The organism is Salmonella sp. NW38, assembly GCF_051807745.1.
Taxonomy (GTDB): Bacteria; Pseudomonadota; Gammaproteobacteria; order Enterobacterales; family Enterobacteriaceae; genus Salmonella; species Salmonella enterica.
This window is the reverse complement of sequence record NZ_JAMMTO010000008.1, coordinates 1-19,260: the sequence shown is the minus strand read 5'-3', so window position 1 is coordinate 19,260 and position 19,260 is coordinate 1. Positions and strand designations below refer to the sequence as shown.

At 55.2% G+C, this 19,260-nt stretch carries 22 protein-coding genes and 1 riboswitch; all 22 genes read left to right on the top strand.

Going from position 1 to position 19,260, the window contains the following annotated elements; genetic code table 11:
- Positions 1–23: 23 nt before the first annotated feature.
- On the top strand, positions 24–935 hold the full coding sequence (gene pocR / locus NA624_RS14710; RefSeq protein ID WP_000622323.1) for a transcriptional regulator PocR: 912 nt from the start codon (positions 24–26) through the stop codon (positions 933–935).
- Between the two features lie 325 nt (positions 936–1,260).
- Positions 1,261–1,435: riboswitch (cobalamin riboswitch) on the top strand.
- Positions 1,436–1,532: 97 nt separating this feature from the next.
- Positions 1,533–2,912: a cobyrinate a,c-diamide synthase gene (locus tag NA624_RS14705; protein WP_000741265.1), complete on the top strand. Its 1,380-nt coding sequence runs from the start codon at positions 1,533–1,535 to the stop codon at positions 2,910–2,912.
- Positions 2,909–3,868, top strand: coding sequence for an adenosylcobinamide-phosphate synthase CbiB (gene cbiB / locus NA624_RS14700; RefSeq protein ID WP_000153651.1), 960 nt, complete (start codon positions 2,909–2,911; stop codon positions 3,866–3,868). Before NA624_RS14705 ends, cbiB begins: the two co-directional genes overlap by 4 nt.
- Before the next feature lie 10 nt (positions 3,869–3,878).
- A complete protein-coding gene (locus tag NA624_RS14695) occupies positions 3,879–4,511 on the top strand; it encodes a cobalt-precorrin-8 methylmutase (protein WP_000558993.1) in 633 nt (210 codons plus the stop codon).
- Positions 4,511–5,650 carry a cobalt-precorrin-5B (C(1))-methyltransferase CbiD gene (cbiD, locus tag NA624_RS14690; RefSeq protein WP_001292904.1) on the top strand — a complete coding sequence of 380 codons (1,140 nt, stop codon included), beginning with the start codon at positions 4,511–4,513 and terminating at the stop codon, positions 5,648–5,650. The genes NA624_RS14695 and cbiD overlap by 1 nt, the downstream gene beginning before the upstream one ends.
- Positions 5,644–6,249: a cobalt-precorrin-7 (C(5))-methyltransferase gene (locus NA624_RS14685; protein ID WP_000958829.1), complete on the top strand. Its 606-nt coding sequence runs from the start codon at positions 5,644–5,646 to the stop codon at positions 6,247–6,249. The genes cbiD and NA624_RS14685 overlap by 7 nt, the downstream gene beginning before the upstream one ends.
- On the top strand, positions 6,239–6,817 hold the full coding sequence (locus tag NA624_RS14680) for a decarboxylating cobalt-precorrin-6B (C(15))-methyltransferase (RefSeq protein ID WP_000650993.1): 579 nt from the start codon (positions 6,239–6,241) through the stop codon (positions 6,815–6,817). The genes NA624_RS14685 and NA624_RS14680 overlap by 11 nt, the downstream gene beginning before the upstream one ends.
- The gene (locus tag NA624_RS14675) at positions 6,801–7,574 is read left to right on the top strand and encodes a cobalt-precorrin-4 methyltransferase (protein ID WP_000004870.1); all 774 of its coding nucleotides are present in this window, start codon (positions 6,801–6,803) and stop codon (positions 7,572–7,574) included. Before NA624_RS14680 ends, NA624_RS14675 begins: the two co-directional genes overlap by 17 nt.
- Positions 7,555–8,610 (top strand): cobalt-precorrin 5A hydrolase, encoded by a 1,056-nt coding sequence (cbiG, locus tag NA624_RS14670; protein ID WP_001098922.1) that lies wholly within the window; start codon positions 7,555–7,557, stop codon positions 8,608–8,610. The genes NA624_RS14675 and cbiG overlap by 20 nt, the downstream gene beginning before the upstream one ends.
- Positions 8,610–9,335, top strand: coding sequence for a precorrin-3B C(17)-methyltransferase (locus tag NA624_RS14665; protein WP_000953640.1), 726 nt, complete (start codon positions 8,610–8,612; stop codon positions 9,333–9,335). The genes cbiG and NA624_RS14665 overlap by 1 nt, the downstream gene beginning before the upstream one ends.
- On the top strand, positions 9,332–10,123 hold the full coding sequence (locus tag NA624_RS14660; RefSeq protein WP_439040275.1) for a cobalt-precorrin-6A reductase: 792 nt from the start codon (positions 9,332–9,334) through the stop codon (positions 10,121–10,123). The genes NA624_RS14665 and NA624_RS14660 overlap by 4 nt, the downstream gene beginning before the upstream one ends.
- 2 nt (positions 10,124–10,125) lie before the next feature.
- Entirely contained in the window at positions 10,126–10,920 is a 795-nt protein-coding gene (gene cbiK / locus NA624_RS14655) for a sirohydrochlorin cobaltochelatase (RefSeq protein ID WP_000709784.1), read from the top strand.
- Entirely contained in the window at positions 10,917–11,630 is a 714-nt protein-coding gene (locus NA624_RS14650) for a cobalt-factor II C(20)-methyltransferase (RefSeq protein ID WP_001013566.1), read from the top strand. Before cbiK ends, NA624_RS14650 begins: the two co-directional genes overlap by 4 nt.
- The gene (cbiM, locus tag NA624_RS14645; protein WP_000764339.1) at positions 11,627–12,364 is read left to right on the top strand and encodes a cobalt ECF transporter S component CbiM; all 738 of its coding nucleotides are present in this window, start codon (positions 11,627–11,629) and stop codon (positions 12,362–12,364) included. Before NA624_RS14650 ends, cbiM begins: the two co-directional genes overlap by 4 nt.
- Position 12,365: 1 nt before the next feature.
- On the top strand, positions 12,366–12,647 hold the full coding sequence (locus NA624_RS14640) for an energy-coupling factor ABC transporter substrate-binding protein (RefSeq protein WP_000753212.1): 282 nt from the start codon (positions 12,366–12,368) through the stop codon (positions 12,645–12,647).
- A complete protein-coding gene (locus NA624_RS14635; RefSeq protein ID WP_000147130.1) occupies positions 12,634–13,311 on the top strand; it encodes an energy-coupling factor ABC transporter transmembrane protein in 678 nt (225 codons plus the stop codon). Before NA624_RS14640 ends, NA624_RS14635 begins: the two co-directional genes overlap by 14 nt.
- An 8-nt stretch (positions 13,312–13,319) precedes the next feature.
- Positions 13,320–14,135 (top strand): energy-coupling factor ABC transporter ATP-binding protein, encoded by an 816-nt coding sequence (locus tag NA624_RS14630; protein WP_000881544.1) that lies wholly within the window; start codon positions 13,320–13,322, stop codon positions 14,133–14,135.
- Complete coding sequence (locus tag NA624_RS14625) at positions 14,132–15,652, top strand: cobyric acid synthase (RefSeq protein ID WP_000189661.1); 1,521 nt, start codon at positions 14,132–14,134, stop codon at positions 15,650–15,652. Before NA624_RS14630 ends, NA624_RS14625 begins: the two co-directional genes overlap by 4 nt.
- Positions 15,649–16,194 carry a bifunctional adenosylcobinamide kinase/adenosylcobinamide-phosphate guanylyltransferase gene (gene cobU / locus NA624_RS14620; protein WP_000973189.1) on the top strand — a complete coding sequence of 182 codons (546 nt, stop codon included), beginning with the start codon at positions 15,649–15,651 and terminating at the stop codon, positions 16,192–16,194. Before NA624_RS14625 ends, cobU begins: the two co-directional genes overlap by 4 nt.
- On the top strand, positions 16,191–16,934 hold the full coding sequence (gene cobS, locus NA624_RS14615) for an adenosylcobinamide-GDP ribazoletransferase (protein ID WP_000040001.1): 744 nt from the start codon (positions 16,191–16,193) through the stop codon (positions 16,932–16,934). Before cobU ends, cobS begins: the two co-directional genes overlap by 4 nt.
- Before the next feature lie 26 nt (positions 16,935–16,960).
- The gene (cobT, locus tag NA624_RS14610; RefSeq protein WP_001193968.1) at positions 16,961–18,031 is read left to right on the top strand and encodes a nicotinate-nucleotide--dimethylbenzimidazole phosphoribosyltransferase; all 1,071 of its coding nucleotides are present in this window, start codon (positions 16,961–16,963) and stop codon (positions 18,029–18,031) included.
- A 77-nt stretch (positions 18,032–18,108) separates the two neighbouring features.
- The gene (ldtA, locus tag NA624_RS14605; protein ID WP_001252827.1) at positions 18,109–19,038 is read left to right on the top strand and encodes a L,D-transpeptidase; all 930 of its coding nucleotides are present in this window, start codon (positions 18,109–18,111) and stop codon (positions 19,036–19,038) included.
- Positions 19,039–19,260 lie beyond the last annotated feature (222 nt).

Genomic DNA, 19,260 nt, shown 5'->3' with positions numbered 1-19,260 from the left:
TAAATTAACTGAGGGGTTTTATCATGATTTCTGCGAGCGCTCTGAACTCAGAACTCATTAATAAAATCGCACAGGATTTTGCACAAGCCACCGGTCTGGCGGTTGTGGTTGTCAATATTCATGGTGATGAAATATCTGAGCTATTCAATTTCACGCCGTTTTGTCAGTTGATGCGGCAGCATCCCCAGCATAGTACACGTTGTCGTATGAGCGATCGCTGCGGGGGACTGGAGGCATCGAAGTCCGATCAACCCTGTATTTATCGTTGTCATGCCGGTCTAACGGATTTTTCTATTCCGCTGGTAATCGCAGGGCATTTAGTTGGCTTTGTTTTATGCGGGCAGGTTCGTTTAAGTAATGACGTGGAGCTGGTAAACATTCTTAATGTCGACGATCGCTGGCAGGCTGACCCTGAGCTCTTGAATGAATTTCGGAATGTGCCAGAGATGGACTATTCACGCGTTATCGCTTCCGCCGATCTCCTTAAACTGATTGTTGAGAATTGCCTGAAAAAACAGCTCAATTTCGTGGTTATCAAAGACAATCCGCAGCAATCGGAGGCAAATAAAGCCGCTCGTGGTCCCACTCCGCATGACAGTAAAATGAAAAAAGCGCTTCGCTATATTGATGCGCATTTGTCCGACGATCTTCGTCTTGAGGATGTCGCCTCACATGTCTATCTCAGCCCCTATTACTTCAGTAAGCTATTCAAGAAATATCAGGGAATCGGATTTAATGCGTGGGTGAACCGCCAGAGAATGGTTAGCGCCAGAGAATTGCTTTGCCATAGTGACTGGAGTATTGCCAGTATTGCGCGTAATTTAGGCTTTTCGCAAACCAGCTATTTTTGTAAAGTCTTCCGCCAGACCTATCAGGTTACGCCGCAGGCTTATCGCCAGCAGATAAATGAGAATTCTCATCCTCCATCGTTATGAATAGCAATATTTTGCTATTGCCGATTTTTGATAGTGTTTTGTATCTTAATCATTTCAGAAAGAAAATTTATCTGGTGTAACAATAAATTGTCATAGCGCAACAAAATAATAAAATTTATGGCATAAACTGCACCAGTTTTTATTTTTGTGATGAAGTACAGTGTCAGGAAAGATAAGTTTTATTACGCTTTGTCGATACGTTTTATCGTCAATATACCGGTAAGGATGAGTAGATTAACGTCAGATGAGCAACCGCTCAGGTTATTGCTCACAGAAATGTAAAACGTAGCACATTATTAATTGCCGTTATGGGTGTGCCGTACAGCCATAACGTAAACCAACAGGTTTGCCACATTTGTAGTAGGGAAGGGGGTGAAAATCCCCCGCAGCCCCCGCTGCTGTGATGCTGACGACCCCGTAAAGACCACTGATCGCAAGATTGGGAAGGACGGGCGAGGAGGACGCTAAGCCAGAAGACCTGCCTGTCGGTGATAACCAACAACTTCGGTGGGAAGTGGGTTGCGAAGACGCGTACAGTCGAAAGACTGAACATGCGCGTACCTGTATACCCCTACCACCCTGAACAGGATCAGGGTAATGGCGGCAAGGCATCACGCATTTATTCTTGCAGGCACAGGAAGCGGTTGCGGCAAAACCACGGTGACGCTTGGTTTGTTGAGGCTGCTGCAAAAACGCGCGCTGCGCGTACAGCCGTTTAAAGTTGGGCCAGATTACCTTGATACCGGCTGGCATACCGCTATCTGTGGCGTGGCGTCCCGTAATCTTGACAGTTTCATGCTTCCTCCTCCTGTTCTCAACGCCTTATTTTGCGAACAAATGCGGCAGGCGGATATCGCCGTCATTGAAGGGGTCATGGGGCTGTATGACGGCTATGGCGTCGACCCCAATTATTGCAGCACAGCCGCAATGGCGAAACAGCTTGGTTGCCCGGTCATCCTACTGGTGAACGGCAAGGCTGTTTCAACGTCGCTTGCGGCTACCGTTATGGGATTTCAGCACTTCGACCCGACCCTCAACCTCGCGGGCGTGATTGTGAATCGCGTCACTAGCGACGCCCACTATCAGCTCCTCAAAAATGCCATTGAACATTATTGCTCACTGCCGGTACTGGGGTATGTCCCTCCTTGCGACGGCGTCGCATTACCTGAACGCCACCTGGGGTTGATTACTGCCAGAGAATCCCTCGTCAATCAGCAATCATGGCATGGTTTTGCCGCCACGCTGGAACAAACAGTGGATGTGGATGCGTTACTCTCGCTGAGCGTGTTATCAGCGCTTCCGACGGGAATGTGGCCTGAGCGCCCCGATAACACAGCGGGGGCAGGGCTGACGCTTGCTCTGGCGGATGATGAGGCCTTTAACTTTTATTACCCCGATAACATCGATTTGCTGGAGCGTGCCAGCGTTAACATTGTGCGTTTTAGCCCACTGCATGACCGCGCATTGCCTGATTGTCAGATGATCTGGCTGGGCGGTGGATATCCTGAATTATACGCCGCAGAGCTGGCGGCAAATACGGCGATGTTAAAACATTTGCGGGTGGCGCATCAGCGCGGCGTGGCGATTTACGCGGAGTGTGGTGGTCTGATGTATTTGGGGAGCACTCTGGAGGATAGCGGCGGGGAAATTCATCAGATGGCGAATATTATCCCCGGTCACAGCAAAATGGGTAAGCGACTTACCCGCTTTGGTTACTGTGAGGCGCAGGCTATGCAGCCAACGCTATTGGCGGTGCCTGGCGAGATAGTGCGCGGCCATGAATTTCACTACTCAGATTTTATCCCCGAAACACCCGCCGTTATGGCCTGTCGTAAGGTTCGCGATGGTCGCGTGTTACAGGAATGGACCGGCGGCTGGCAGACAGGCAACACGTTTGCCAGCTATCTGCACGTCCATTTCGCCCAGCGTCCGGAAATGTTGCAGCACTGGCTGGCGGCGGCGAGGCGCATATTATGACGATCCTTGCCTGGTGTATCGCCTGGGTGCTGGATTTTATCATCGGCGACCCTCAACACTGGCCCCATCCGGTACGCTGGATAGGCCGTTTAATCACGTTTGTGCAGCGTATTGTGCGTCGCTATTGTCCCGGCGATAAAGCGCTGCGGATTGGCGGCGGCGTAATGTGGGTTGTGGTTGTCGGGGCGACCTGGGGCGTGGCATGGGGCGTACTGGCGCTGGCGCAGCGGATTCACCCCTGGTTTGGCTGGAGCGTCGAAGTCTGGATGATCTTTACCACGCTGGCCGGACGCTCTCTGGCCCGCGCCGCGCAGGAGGTTGAACGACCGTTACGGGAGGACGACCTTGCGGAAAGCCGCCTCAAACTCTCATGGATCGTCGGGCGCGATACGTCACAACTTCAGCCAGCGCAGATCAATCGCGCCGTGGTGGAAACGGTTGCAGAAAACACCGTTGACGGCATTATCGCGCCGCTCTTTTTCCTCTTTCTCGGCGGCGCGCCGCTGGCGATGGCCTACAAAGCCGTCAATACCCTGGATTCAATGGTGGGCTACAAACATGAAAAATACCGGGCGATTGGTATGGTCAGCGCCCGTATGGACGACGTAGCGAACTATCTTCCCGCCCGCCTGAGCTGGCTGTTGCTGGGCATTGCGGCAGGACTGTGTCGCCTGAGTGGTTGGCGGGCGCTGCGTATTGGCTGGCGTGACCGTTATAACCACAGTAGCCCAAATTGCGCCTGGTCGGAAGCGTGTGTGGCCGGCGCCTTAGGAATCCAGCTCGGCGGCCCAAATAACTACTTTGGCGAGCGTGTGGACAAGCCCTGGATCGGCGACGCGCAGCGCGATATTTCCGTGGACGATATTTCCCGAACGATTCGATTGATGTGGGTCGCTTCAACCCTGGCGCTGGCGCTGTTTATTGTAGCGCGGTGCGGGTTATCTGGCGTGGCCTGAGGACGACAGTATGCATTATATCCAGCAGCCCCAAACCATTGAGGCCAACAGTTTCACCATTATTAGCGACATTATTCGCGAAACGCGTCCTGATTACCGTTTCGCCAGTCCGCTCCATGAGGCCATTATCAAGCGGGTTATTCATACCACCGCCGATTTCGACTGGCTGGACATTTTGTGGTTCTCTGCCGATGCGCTGGAGCAGCTTTGTGATGCGCTACGCCAACCGTGCATTATTTATACCGATACCACGATGGCGCTGTCCGGCATTAATAAAAGATTACTGGCGACGTTTGGCGGCGAGTGTCGCTGTTATATCAGCGATCCGCGCGTGGTGCGCGCCGCAAAAACGCAGGGGATTACCCGTTCAATGGCCGCCGTCGATATCGCTATCGCCGAGGAGGAGAAAAACAAGCTCTTTGTTTTCGGTAATGCGCCGACGGCCCTGTTCCGTTTGCTTGAACATAACGTGACGGTGAGCGGCGTGGTGGGCGTACCGGTAGGCTTTGTCGGCGCGGCGGAGTCCAAAGAGGCACTCACCCATAGCCATTTCCCCGCGGTTGCCGCGTTAGGGCGTAAAGGCGGCAGTAACGTGGCTGCCGCTATCGTCAATGCGCTGCTCTATCACCTCCGGGAGGCCTGATGAGCGAGCTTTCTTTTGACGCGCCGGTCTGGCACCACGGTAAAGCGTTACGTAAAGGATATACCACCGGTTCCTGCGCGACGGCGGCGGCAAAAGTCGCCGCGCTGATGGTATTGCGTCAACATCTGATTCATCAGGTCTCCATCGTCACGCCGTCGGGCGTCACGCTATGCCTGAACGTGGAGTCGCCGCACATTGAAGGCCAGCAGGCGATAGCCGCAATTCGTAAAGATGGCGGCGATGACGTGGATGCCACGCACGGGATGCTGATTTTTGCCCGTGTTACGCTCAACGACAGCGGTGAGATTACGCTCACTGGCGGTGATGGCATTGGTACGGTAACGCGTAAAGGGATTGGACTGCCGCTCGGGAGCGCCGCCATCAATCGTACGCCGCGCCATACCATTGAGTCAGCGGTGCGCGAAGCGATAGGCCCGGCGCGTGGGGCCGATGTGGAGATTTTTGCCCCGGAAGGCGAAGCGCGGGCGCAAAAAACATATAACTCGCGGCTTGGCATTCTTGGCGGCATTTCCATTATTGGCACTACCGGCATTGTGACGCCGATGTCGGAAGAAAGCTGGAAACGCTCGCTATCGCTGGAACTGGAGATCAAACGGGCGTCAGGATTAACGCGGGTGATACTCGTGCCGGGCAACCACGGCGAACGGTTTGTTCGCGAACAAATGGGCGTCGACACACAGACGGTCGTCACCATGAGCAATTTTGTCGGCTACATGATTGAAGAGGCGGTACGGCTGGGATTTTGCCAGATAGTGCTGGTGGGGCATCCTGGAAAATTGATCAAAATCGCCGCCGGGATCTTTCATACCCATAGCCATATTGCCGATGCGCGCATGGAAACGCTGGTCGCGCATTTAGCTTTACTGGGCGCGCCGCTGGAGTTACTCACCCTGGTCAGCGATTGCGATACCACCGAAGCGGCAATGGAGCACATTGAAGCATATGGCTTCGGGCATATCTATAACCATCTTGCCAGGCGTATTTGTTTGCGAGTCATGCAGATGCTGCGTTTTACCAAAACGCCGCCTGTCTGCGACGCCATCCTGTTTTCTTTTGATAACCATATTCTCGGCAGTAATCGTCCCGTCGACGAGATTGCTAAGGAGCTGCAATGCTAACGGTCGTGGGAATGGGGCCCGCCGGACAGCATTTGATGACGCCTGCGGCGCTGGAAGCGATAGACCACGCCGATGCGCTGGCAGGCGGTAAACGGCATTTGGCGCAGTTTCCGGCGTTTGGCGGCGAACGATTTACGCTGGGCGCGGATATTGGCGCGTTGTTGTCATGGATTGCCGCCCGTCGGGATAAAGGGATCGTGGTGCTGGCCTCCGGCGATCCGCTGTTTTATGGCATCGGTACACGCCTGGTGGCGCATTTTGGTATCGAACAGGTTCGCATTATCCCTGGCATCAGCGCCGTACAGTATCTGTGCGCACAGGCTGGAATTGATATGAATGACATGTGGTTGACCAGTAGCCACGGTCGTTGCGTCAGCTTCGATCAGTTAGCGAACCATCGCAAAGTGGCGATGGTCACGGATGCCCGCTGCGGGCCGCGAGAAATCGCGCGGGAACTGGTCGCGCGGGGCAAAGGGCATCGCTTAATGGTGATTGGTGAAAATCTGGCGATGGAAAATGAGCGGATCCACTGGCTACCCGTCAGTGCGGTCAACGCCGACTATGAAATGAATGCAGTGGTGATCCTGGATGAAAGATGAGCTTTTTCTGCGCGGCGAGAACGTACCGATGACCAAAGAGGCGGTACGGGCGCTGGCGCTGTCGAAACTTGAGCTCCACCGCGCCAGTCACCTGATTGACGTCGGGGCGGGAACGGGAAGCGTCTCAATTGAAGCGGCGCTGCAGTTTCCTTCGTTGCAGGTGACGGCTATCGAGCGTAATCCTGCCGCGCTACGGCTGCTTGATGAGAATCGTCAGCGCTTTGCCTGCGGCAATATCGATATTCTCCCCGGCGAAGCGCCAATGACCATAACCGGGAAAGCCGATGCGGTGTTTATGGGCGGCAGCGGCGGGCATCTGACGGCGCTGATTGACTGGGCGATGGGCCATCTGCATCCCGGTGGCCGTCTGGTGATGACCTTTATCTTGCAGGAAAACCTTTATAGCGCGTTGGCGCATCTTGCGCGCATCGGCGCATGTCGAATGGACTGTGTACAGCTTCAGCTTTCATCGTTAACGCCGCTGGGGGCGGGACACTATTTCAAACCGAACAATCCTGTTTTTGTTATCGCCTGTCAGAAGGAAGAAAACCATGTCAGAGACATTTGATCCACGCTGTGTATGGTTCGTCGGCGCCGGGCCGGGCGATCGCGAGCTGATCACGCTTAAAGGCTACCGCCTGCTGCAACAGGCGCAGGTAGTTATCTATGCCGGTTCGCTGATCAATACCGAACTGCTGGATTACTGCCCCGCGCAGGCAGAACGCTACGACAGCGCCGAACTGCATCTTGAGCAGATTATCGAGCTGATGGCCGCGGGCGTGAAAGCGGGAAAAACGGTGGTGCGGTTGCAAACGGGCGATGTCTCGCTGTACGGCTCCGTGCGTGAGCAAGGCGAAGAGTTAACCCGCCGTGGTATCGACTGGCAGGTAGTGCCTGGCGTTAGCGCGTTTCTCGGCGCTGCGGCGGAGCTGGGTGTGGAATATACCGTACCGGAGGTATCGCAGAGTCTCATTATTACCCGTCTGGAAGGGCGTACGCCAGTACCGGCGCGCGAACAACTGGAGGCGTTCGCCAGTCACCAGACGTCGATGGCGATTTATCTCTCCGTTCAGCGTATTCACCGGGTGGCAGAACGTCTCATTGCCGGCGGTTATCCGGCAACTACGCCTGTCGCAGTGATCTATAAGGCTACCTGGCCGGAAAGCCAGACCGTTCGCGGCACATTAGCGGATATTAGCGACAAAGTACGTGATGCTGGCATCCGTAAGACGGCGCTAATCCTGGTCGGGAATTTTCTGGGTAAGGAGTATCACTACTCAAGACTTTATGCAGCGGACTTTAGCCATGAATACCGTAAAGCCTGAATCCATTGCGTTGTTTTGCCTGACGCCCGGCGGCGTGGCGCTGGCAAAGAGACTCGCCGCGATGCTGCCGTTAACCTGCTTTACCAGTGAAAAACTGCGGGAAGAGGGATTTATTCCCTTCGATGGCGGATTCGCTAATACCGCGCGGCAGGCTTTTACCACTTATACCGCGCTTATTTTTATCGGCGCGACCGGCATTGCCGTTCGTGTCCTGGCGCCGTTAGTGAACGACAAGTTCAGCGATCCGGCGGTGGTCGTCATTGATGAACGTGGTCAGCATGTCATTAGCCTGCTTTCCGGTCATGCGGGCGGGGCCAATGCCTTGACGCGCTACCTGGCAGGAATGTTAGGCGCCGATCCGGTGATTACCACGGCAACGGATGTCAATGAGATGTCCGCGTTGGACACTTTAGCTTTCCAGCTTAACGCCCGCATGACCGATCTTCGCACGGCGGTAAAAACCGTTAACCAGATGTTGGTCAGTCATCAACGTGTGGGGTTATGGTGGGATGCCGAACTAACGGAAGAGATCGGCCAGTGCGATATTCGCGGTTTTATCCCTGTTGATGATTTGCAGCGGTTGCCTGAGCTGGATGCGCTTATCTGCGTCTCTTTGCGTAATGACCTCCCTGAGCTTCCCGTACTGCACTGGAAACTGGTGCCCCAGCGTGTGGTGGCGGGAATTGGCTGTCGCCGCAATACGCCATTTCCCCTGTTAGCGACATTACTGGCGCGCCAGCTTGAAGCGCAGAAACTCGATCCGCTGGCGTTAAAAGCGATTGGCAGCGTCACGCTCAAAAAAGGGGAGCCGGGGCTTATTCAGCTCGCCTCCTGCTGCCGCGTGCCTTTTAAAACCTTTACCGCCGAAGCGTTGCGCGAATTCGAACACCATTTTCCCGGTTCTGGCTTCGTCAGAAAAACGGTGGGCGTTGGCAGCGTATCCGGCCCGGCTGCGTGGTTATTAAGCCAGGGACAATTGTTAGGCGAGACCCTGCGAGAACAGGGCGTCACTATTACTTTAGGAGTTGCACACTGATGTTGAGCGTAATTGGTATTGGCCCCGGTTCGCAGGCAATGATGACGATGGAGGCGATTGAGGCGCTTCAGGCGGCGGAAATCGTCGTGGGCTACAAAACCTATACCCATCTGGTTAAAGCATTTACCGGCGATAAACAGGTGATCAAGACCGGCATGTGTAAGGAAATTGAACGCTGCCAGGCGGCTATTGAACTGGCGCAGGCCGGGCATAACGTCGCGCTCATCAGCAGCGGGGATGCGGGAATTTACGGCATGGCGGGCCTGGTGCTGGAACTGGTCGGCAAGCAAAAACTGGACGTCGAGGTGCGGCTCATTCCTGGCATGACCGCGAGCATCGCCGCCGCCTCTTTACTGGGCGCGCCGCTGATGCATGACTTCTGCCATATCAGCCTCAGCGACCTGCTGACCCCGTGGCCGGTAATTGAAAAGCGCATCGTTGCCGCCGGAGAGGCAGACTTTGTTATCTGTTTTTACAACCCGCGCAGCCGCGGGCGCGAAGGGCATCTGACGCGCGCGTTTGACCTGCTTGCCGCCAGTAAAAGCGCGCAAACGCCGGTTGGCGTGGTGAAATCCGCCGGACGTAAGAAAGAGGAAAAATGGCTGACTACGCTCGGCGATATGGATTTTGAACCGGTAGATATGACCAGTCTGGTCATCGTTGGTAATAAAACGACCTATGTTCAGGATGGGCTGATGATAACGCCGCGAGGTTACACGCTGTGAATGAGGGAGATGTGCTGGTGGTGGGCGGCACCAGCGATGCGCGCGCGTTATGCCGACAACTGGATGCGGCGAACGTCGCATACACCTTATCCGTGGCGACGCCAGCCGGAAAAGCGCTGGCTGGCGACATTAAAGGACAGGTGCGCTGTGGTCGTCTGGAGTACGGGCAGATGGTCGCCTGGCTAAAAGAAAACCGTACTCGCTGGGTAATAGATGCGTCGCATCCTTATGCAGAAATGGTCAGCCATAACCTCCTTCGCGCCTGTGAAACGGCAGGCGTGTTGTTAAGTCGTTATCAGCGTCCGGAGCAGCTTAGCAATCTGACGCATCCGCTTCTCTATACGGCGCGCAGTATTGCCGATGCCTGCGAGATAGCGAGGCGTTTTGGTCCGCGCGTGTTACTGACGACCGGCAGTAAAGATCTGGCCGTCTGGCGTGCCGGACTGGCGGAAAAAACGTTGCTGGTGCGCGTACTGCCCGTGGCGGAGGTGATTCAACGCTGCAGCGAACTGGGGTTCGGCGTTGGAGAAATTTTCGCACTGTGTGGGCCGTTCAGCGCTGATTTTAACGCCGCGTTTTACCACCAGTGCCGGGCCGACGTGGTCATTACCAAAGCGTCCGGCGCGGAGGGGGGATATCAGGAAAAAGTTCAGCCCTGTCTGGATGCGGGCATTCCCTGCATCGTTATTGCGCGCCCGACGCCGCTTGTGACGGGTGATGAGTTACTGGAAAGCCAGGCCGCCTTTGCGCAGCGTTTATCGCGCTGGCTGGCCGCAGCTAAGGAGTAAAAATGAAAAAAGCGCTTCTGGTGGTCAGTTTTGGCACCAGCTATCACGACACCTGTGAAAAAAACATTGTGGCGTGCGAACGTGATCTGGCGGCGTCCTGTCCCGATCGCGACCTGTTTCGCGCCTTCACTTCCGGAATGATCATTCGCAAGCTTCGCCAGCGTGACGGTATCGACATCGATACGCCATTACAGGCTTTGCAAAAGCTTGCCGCACAGGGATATCAGGACGTGGCGATTCAGTCGTTGCACATTATTAACGGCGACGAATATGAAAAAATTGTCCGTGAAGTACAACTCTTGCGTCCGTTATTCACTCGCCTGACGCTGGGCGTGCCGCTGCTGAGCAGCCATAACGATTATGTGCAGCTAATGCAGGCGTTGCGACAACAGATGCCATCGCTCAGACAAACGGAGAAAGTCGTTTTTATGGGCCACGGCGCCAGCCATCACGCATTCGCAGCTTATGCCTGCCTCGATCATATGATGACCGCGCAGCGCTTTCCGGCGCGCGTCGGCGCCGTAGAAAGCTACCCGGAGGTCGACATCCTGATCGACAGCCTGCGTGACGAAGGCGTCACCGGCGTACATTTGATGCCATTAATGCTGGTGGCGGGCGATCACGCCATTAATGATATGGCTTCAGACGACGGAGACTCATGGAAAATGCGCTTTAACGCGGCGGGCATTCCGGCGACGCCGTGGCTGAGCGGGCTGGGAGAAAACCCGGCTATCCGGGCGATGTTTGTCGCGCATTTGCACCAGGCGCTGAACATGGCGGTAGAGGAGGCGGCATGAACGGTAAATTATACGCATTAAGTACCGGGCCAGGCGCGCCCGACCTGATAACCGTCCGCGCAGCGCGGATTCTTGGCTCGCTGGACATTCTGTATGCGCCCGCCGGTCGTAAGGGGGGCGATAGTCTGGCGCTGTCGATTGTGCGCGACTATCTCGGCAAGCAGACGGAAGTACGTTGTTGCCATTTCCCTATGAGCGCTGACGGCGCCGAGAAAGAAGCGGTCTGGAACGAGGTTGCCGCCGCGCTTACCGCAGAGGTGGAAGCGGGTAAACAGGTCGGTTTTATTACCCTGGGCGATGCGATGCTATTCAGTACCTGGATTTTTTTACTCCAGCGTATCGGCTGCCCGGAGTGGCTGGAGATTGTCCCCGGCGTCACGTCCTTCGCCGCGATAGCCGCCCGCGCGAAAATGCCGCTCGCCATAGAACGGCAATCGCTGGCGGTTATTTCTTGTACCGCGCCGGAAGCGGAAATAGCCCAGGCGCTACAACAGCATGATAGCCTGGTGTTGATGAAAGTGTATGGCCGATTCGCCCGTATTAAAGCGTTGCTGGCGCAGGCTGGCCTGCTGGAATGCGCCTTAATGATGTCCGAGGCCACGCTGCCCGGCGAGCAGTGCTGGCGCCATCTCCACGAGGTCAACGATGATCGACCGTTGCCCTATTTTTCGACCATTCTGGTCAATAAACAGTGGGAGTATGCAGAATGAAACTTGAACAGCAGCTTAGACAGGTGTCTTTCAGTGGACTGGCTGCAGCGCTATTGCTGATGGTTGTCCCGCAACAGGCGTTTGCGATGCATATCATGGAGGGCTTTTTACCGCCAGTGTGGGCGCTGGCCTGGTGGTTACTGTTTTTACCCTGCTTGTGGTATGGGCTGGTGCGCTTACGGCGTATTGTGCAGGAGGATAATCATCAGAAGGTACTGCTGGCGCTGTGCGGCGCGTTTATTTTTGTCCTGTCCGCGCTCAAAATTCCGTCGGTAACGGGGAGTTGTTCACATCCGACCGGCGTTGGTCTGGCGGTTATTTTGTTCGGGCCCGGGGTAGTGGCGATTCTCGGCGCGGTTGTGCTGTTGTTTCAGGCGCTATTGCTGGCGCACGGCGGCCTGACGACGCTTGGCGCAAATGGAATGTCGATGGCGGTGATTGGCCCGGTTGTCGGTTATCTGGTGTGGAAAATGGCCTGCCGTGCCGGACTGCGCCGCGATGTCGCCGTTTTTCTGTGTGCGATGCTGGCGGATTTGGCGACCTATTTTGTGACTTCAGTCCAGCTTGGCGTTGCGTTTCCCGATCCCCATGCCGGAGCGACAGGGTCTGTTGTGAAGTTTATGGGGATTTTCTGCCTCACACAGATTCCTGTCGCCATTGCCGAAGGTTTATTAACCGTCATGATTTATGACCAGTTAACCAAACGGCAAGTGATTACCGTACAAGGACATTAAAATGAAAAAAACGTTGATGTTGTTAGCGATGGTGGTGGCGCTGGTGATTCTGCCGTTTTTTATTAACCATGGCGGTGAATATGGCGGTTCAGACGGCGAAGCGGAAAGCCAGATTCAGGCTATTGCGCCGCAGTATAAACCCTGGTTTCAGCCGTTATATGAACCTGCCAGCGGTGAAATTGAAAGCCTGCTGTTTACCCTTCAGGGCTCTCTTGGCGCGGCGGTGATTTTTTATATCCTGGGGTATTGCAAAGGTAAACAACGCCGTGATGACCGGGCTTGATCGACTCAGCTATCAAAGCCGCTGGGCACACGTTGCGCCGCAGCGCAAATTTTTGCTGTGGCTGGCGATGATGATACTGGCGTTTGTTCTGCCGCCTGTAGGGCAGGGCATTGAGCTGCTGATCATTGCCGGATTGAGCTGTTGGCTATTGCGCATATCCCTCTGGCGCTGGTGTCGATGGATGGCGATACCTTTTGGATTTTTGTTGGTCGGCGTGATAACGATTATCTTCAGCATCAGCCGCGAGCCGCAAATGCTGCTGGCTGGCATCTCTGTCGGGCCGTACTGGATCGGGATCACCCGTGCGGGCGTGGTTACGGCGAATGACACGTTCTGGCGTAGCCTGACGGCGCTGTCCGCGACGTTGTGGCTGGTGATGAACCTACCGTTTCCGCAGTTAATTAGCTTGCTTAAGCGCGCGCATATTCCACGCCTGCTTACCGAGCAAATCCTGTTAACGTGGCGCTTTCTCTTTATTCTTCTGGATGAGGCGGCGGCAATTCATCGCGCGCAAACGCTGCGTTTTGGTTATTGCAGCCTGCCGAACGGCTATCGATCTCTGGCAATGCTGACTGGACTCCTGTTTACGCGGGTGTTAATGCGTTATCAGCAAATGACCACCACGCTGGATATCAAACTGTATCAGGGTGATTTTCACCTGTAAGGACTATTATGCTTGCCACTTCAGACCTGTGGTTTCGTTATCAGGATGAGCCGGTACTTAAAGGGTTAAATCTGGATTTTTCGCTTTCGCCTGTTACCGGTTTGGTGGGTGCGAACGGCTGTGGGAAGTCTACGCTTTTTATGAACCTGAGCGGCCTGTTGCGTCCGCAAAAAGGGGCCGTGTTGTGGCAGGGAAAACCGCTGGATTACAGCAAGCGCGGACTACTGGCGCTGCGCCAGCAAGTTGCGACGGTTTTTCAGGACCCTGAACAGCAGATTTTTTATACTGATATCGATAGCGATATTGCGTTTAGTTTACGTAATTTGGGGGTGCCGGAGGCGGAAATCACGCGCCGCGTCGACGAGGCGCTAACGCTGGTTGACGCCCAACATTTTCGCCATCAGCCCATTCAGTGTTTGAGTCATGGGCAAAAAAAACGTGTGGCTATCGCCGGAGCGCTGGTGCTACAGGCGCGCTATCTATTGCTGGATGAACCCACTGCTGGTCTCGATCCCGCAGGGCGCACTCAGATGCTTGCTATCATCAGGCGGATTGTGGCGCAGGGCAATCATGTCATTATCTCCAGCCATGATATCGATCTTATTTATGAAATTAGCGATGCCGTATACGTGTTACGTCAGGGCCAGGTCCTGACGCATGGCGCGCCTGGCGAGGTTTTCGCGTGTACGGAAGCGATGGAACAAGCGGGGCTAACCCAGCCCTGGCTGGTCAAACTTCATACTCAACTGGGACTGCCGCTGTGTAAAACAGAAACGGAGTTTTTTCATCGAATGCAAAAGTGCGCATTCAGGGAGGCGTCATGACACAGGCAGTTATGTTGCAGGGGACGGCATCCGACGTCGGCAAAAGTGTGCTGGCGGCGGGTTTATGCCGCATTTTTTATCAGGATGGTCTGCGTACCGCGCCGTTTAAATCGCAAAATATGGCGCTTAATTCTGGTATTACGCCGGATGGCAAAGAGATGGGGCGGGCGCAGATTTTTCAGGCGGAAGCCGCGGGGATCACGCCAGATGTGCGTATGAATCCGGTGCTGCTCAAACCGACCAGCGATCGCCAGGCGCAGGTCGTGCTGATGGGGAAAGTGGCGACCAATATGGATGCGGTGAGTTACCATGACTATAAACCGCGTTTGCGTGAGCAAATCCTTGCGGTCTATAACAGCCTGGCGCAGGAATATGACGTTATTGTGCTGGAAGGCGCCGGAAGCCCGGCGGAAATCAATCTGCGCGATCGTGATATCGTCAATATGGGAATGGCGGAAATGGCCCAGTGTCCGGTTATTCTGGTGGCGGATATCGACCGGGGCGGCGTATTCGCCGCTATTTATGGCACGCTGGCGCTGTTGCATAAACAGGAGCGTGACAGAGTAAAGGGCGTCATTATCAACAAATTCCGCGGCGACGTGGCACTACTCTATTCCGGTATCGAACAAATCGAATCGCTTACCGGCGTCCCGGTCCTGGGCGTGATGCCGTGGCTGGATGTGGATCTGGAAGATGAGGATGGCGTCGCGCTGCAAAACGATAAATATCGCGGTAACGCCCCCCGTGATATCACTATTGCCATTGTGCAACTGCCACATATTTCTAACTTTACGGATTTTAACGCTCTGGCGGCGCAGCCGGATGTGCGCATACGCTATATTCGCCGCCCGGAAGCATTGACTGACGTTGATCTGGTGATCCTGCCGGGCAGTAAGAATACGCTGAGCGACCTCGCCTGGCTGCGCGAAAGCGGGATGGCGGATGCGGTATTGCAGACACATCGGCAGGGCGTGCCGGTGATGGGAATTTGCGGCGGCTACCAGATGCTGGGCGACACCATTGTGGATGAGGTGGAGTCGGGGCTGGGTACGCAGCCGGGCCTGGGGCTGCTTAATACGATCACTCGCTTTGCACAGGATAAAACCACGACGCAGGTTAACGCGACAATGTCAGACGAGCTGCCCGGCTGGCTGGCTGCCGCAGCGGGGCTACCGGTACGCGGTTATGAAATTCACATGGGGGAAACGGTGCTGCAGGAAGGATGCTGTACGGCCATGACGTTACAGAAAAATGGATGCTCTGTGGCGGATGGTGCGGTCACCGCCGACGGACTGGCGTTTGGCACTTACCTTCACGGCCTGTTTGACAGCGATGCGTTTACCCGTGCGGTGGTCAATGGGTTACGGGCACGAAAAGGGCTTGCGCCGTGGGAAACGACTTTTTGTTATGCGGAGCATAAAGCGCGGCAATTTGATCTGCTGGCGGAAGCGATGCGGCAACATATTGATATTGATAAAATTTATACCATCATGCAACAATATCAGGAGCCGGTATGATGATTCTGGTGACGGGCGGGGCGCGTAGTGGTAAAAGCCGTCATGCTGAAACCTTAATTGGCGATGCGCCGCAGGTACTGTATATCGCCACCTCGCACATTCTTGATGACGAGATGGCGGCGAGAATTCAGCATCATAAAGATGGCAGGCCGGCACACTGGCGGACCGCAGAATGCTGGCGGCATCTTGATACGTTGATTACCGCGGATCTTGCCCCTGACGACGCGATTTTACTGGAATGTATTACCACCATGGTGACGAATCTGCTGTTTGCGCTGGGAGGAGAAAACGATCCCGAACAGTGGGATTACGCGGCGATGGAGCGCGCCATTGACGATGAAATTCAGATTTTAATTGCAGCCTGCCAGCGCTGCCCGGCGAAAGTGGTACTGGTGACAAATGAGGTGGGAATGGGGATCGTCCCGGAAAATCGTTTGGCGCGCCATTTTCGTGATATTGCCGGTCGGGTCAACCAACGACTGGCGGCAGCGGCGGATGAGGTCTGGCTGGTGGTCTCAGGTATTGGAGTCAAAATTAAATGAGTAAGCTGTTTTGGGCCATGCTCGCTTTTATTAGCCGCTTGCCCGTGCCATCACGCTGGTCGCAGGGACTGGATTTCGAGCAGTATTCGCGTGGGATCGTGATGTTTCCCTTTATCGGGTTGATTCTGGGGGGCGTAAGCGGCCTGATTTTCATCCTCCTGCAATCCTGGTGCGGTATTCCGCTAGCGGCGTTGTTCTGTATTCTGGCGCTGGCGCTGCTGACCGGTGGTTTTCACCTGGATGGGCTGGCCGATACCTGCGATGGCATTTTTTCCGCGCGCCGCCGTGAGCGAATGCTGGAGATTATGCGCGATAGTCGTCTGGGAACCCATGGCGGGCTGGCGCTTATTTTTGTGCTACTGGCAAAAATTCTGGTGGTCAGCGAACTGGCGTTACGTGGAACGCCAATGTTGGCGGCGCTGGCGGCGGCCTGTGCGGCTGGGCGTGGCAGCGCCGTTTTATTGATGTACCATCATCGCTACGCCCGTGACGAGGGGCTCGGCAATGTATTTATCGGTAAAGTCAGCGGACGGCAAACCTGCATTACTCTGGGATTGGCGGTAATCGTCGCCACGGTATTACTGCCTGGTATGCAAGGACTGGCCGCAATGGTGGTCACACTCGCGGCGATTTTCATCCTTGGCCAGTTGCTTAAACGTACGCTTGGCGGTCAAACCGGCGATACGCTGGGCGCGGCGATCGAACTTGGCGAACTGATCTTTCTGCTGGCTCTGTTATGAGCCGATTATTACGGACGAGACATCTTATGCAGACACTACACGCTTTACTCCGTGACATTCCTGCGCCGGACGCCGAGGCGATGGCGCGTGCGCAGCAACATATTGACGGCCTGCTCAAACCGCCGGGCAGCCTGGGCAGACTGGAAGCCTTAGCCGTTCAGCTCGCGGGAATGCCGGGGCTTAACGGTACGCCGCAGGTAGGTGAAAAGGCGATGCTGGTGATGTGCGCCGACCATGGCGTCTGGGATGAAGGCGTAGCGGTTTCGCCCAAAATCGTGACGGCGATTCAGGCGGCGAATATGACGCGGGGAACAACCGGCGTATGCGTGCTTGCCGCTCAGGCCGGTGCGAAGGTGCATGTCATTGATGTTGGTATTGATGCTGAACCTATTCCTGGCGTAGTTGATATGCGCGTCGCGCGCGGCTGCGGAAATATTGCCGTTGGCCCGGCGATGAGTCGCTCGCAGGCTGAGGCGCTTTTGCTGGAGGTTTCCCGCTACACCTGCGACCTGGCGCAACGCGGCGTGACCTTATTTGGCGTAGGGGAGCTGGGAATGGCGAACACCACGCCAGCCGCCGCGATGGTCAGCGTTTTTACAGGAAGTGATGCAAAAGAGGTGGTGGGGATTGGCGCGAATCTTCCGCCTTCCCGCATCGATAATAAAGTGGACGTCGTGCGGCGGGCGATTGCGATTAATCAGCCCAATCCGCGCGATGGCATTGATGTGTTGTCGAAGGTGGGTGGTTTCGATCTGGTCGGGATGACCGGCGTGATGCTTGGTGCGGCAAGGTGTGGCTTACCCGTATTGCTGGATGGCTTTCTTTCCTACTCGGCAGCGCTGGCGGCCTGTCAGATTGCGCCTGCGGTGAGACCTTATCTGATCCCGTCGCACTTTTCGGCGGAAAAGGGTGCCCGCATCGCGCTCGCGCATTTGTCTATGGAACCCTATTTGCATATGGCGATGCGGTTAGGTGAAGGAAGCGGCGCGGCGCTGGCGATGCCGATCGTGGAAGCCGCGTGCGCCATGTTCCACAACATGGGGGAGTTGGCGGCCAGTAATATTGTCCTGCCGGAGGGGAACGCAAACGCAACATAACCCGGGCGCACAACACCAGCCATGTGAGAAAAAAGCTATACTTAACGCACACCTGCCGCGACAAAGGAAGGGATATAATGCGTCGTATCACACCTTTTTTTCCGTTTTTCGTCTTGTTGGTAAGCCATTTCTCGCTGGCTATAAGCTATCCGTTGCCGCCCGAAGGCAGTCGTCTGGTAGGACAGCCTGTCACAATCACCGTACCGCAGAACAATACTCAGCCCTTAGAGTCATTTGCCGCCCGCTACGGTCAGGGGCTGAGTAATATGCTTGAAGCGAATCCCGGCGTGGATGTGTTTTTACCTCAGTCTGGTTCCACACTGGTGGTGCCGCAGCAGTTGATTCTGCCTGACACCGTTCGTGAAGGTATTGTGGTAAACGTCGCCGAGATGCGCCTTTATTATTATCCCGCAGGCACGAATACGGTTGAGGTGCTACCTATTGGTATTGGTCAGGCTGGCCGTGAAACGCCGCGCAACTGGGTAACTGCGGTTGAACGCAAACAAGATGGCCCGGTTTGGGTGCCAACGGCTAATACGCGTCGGGAATATGCTAAAGAGGGAAAAACGCTGCCCGCGATGGTGCCTGCGGGGCCGGATAACCCTATGGGGCTATACGCAATATATATCGGCAGGTTATATGCCATCCATGGCACTAATGCTAACTTTGGCATTGGCCTTCGCGTCAGTCAGGGCTGTATCCGTTTACGCAATGACGATATTAAATATTTATTCGACCATGTTCCTGTAGGAACCCGCGTTCAGATTATCGACAGGCCCGTTAAATTTTCGGTAGAGCCGGATGGCAGTCGTTGGCTGGAGGTACACGAACCGCTTTCTCGTAACCGTGCTGAATTTGAGTCAGACAAAAAAGTTCCATTGCCCGTTACGCCAGTGCTGCGCACGTTTATCAAAGGGGATGACGTTGATACTTCGCGGGTTAATGAGGTGCTGGAGCGCCGTTCCGGAATGCCGGTCAACATTAGCGCGGGCAGGTCTGGCCTTTAAATATCCTGCCACATTGCTGGTTTTCATGGGCTGGAGTATCTGTATTAGTAGTGAGTGTCATGGCAGGGGCTTCATTTTCTCAGCGAACCGCGAGCCCTCCGATTAAGCTCAAAGTCATAAATCTTTTCTCCGGCATCGCCGGAGATTTTTGTCTATGGAAAACCCCCAGCTAGGCTGGGGGTTCCGGAAAGCTTTCAGCTTTAAGCCAGTTATTAAAACCCC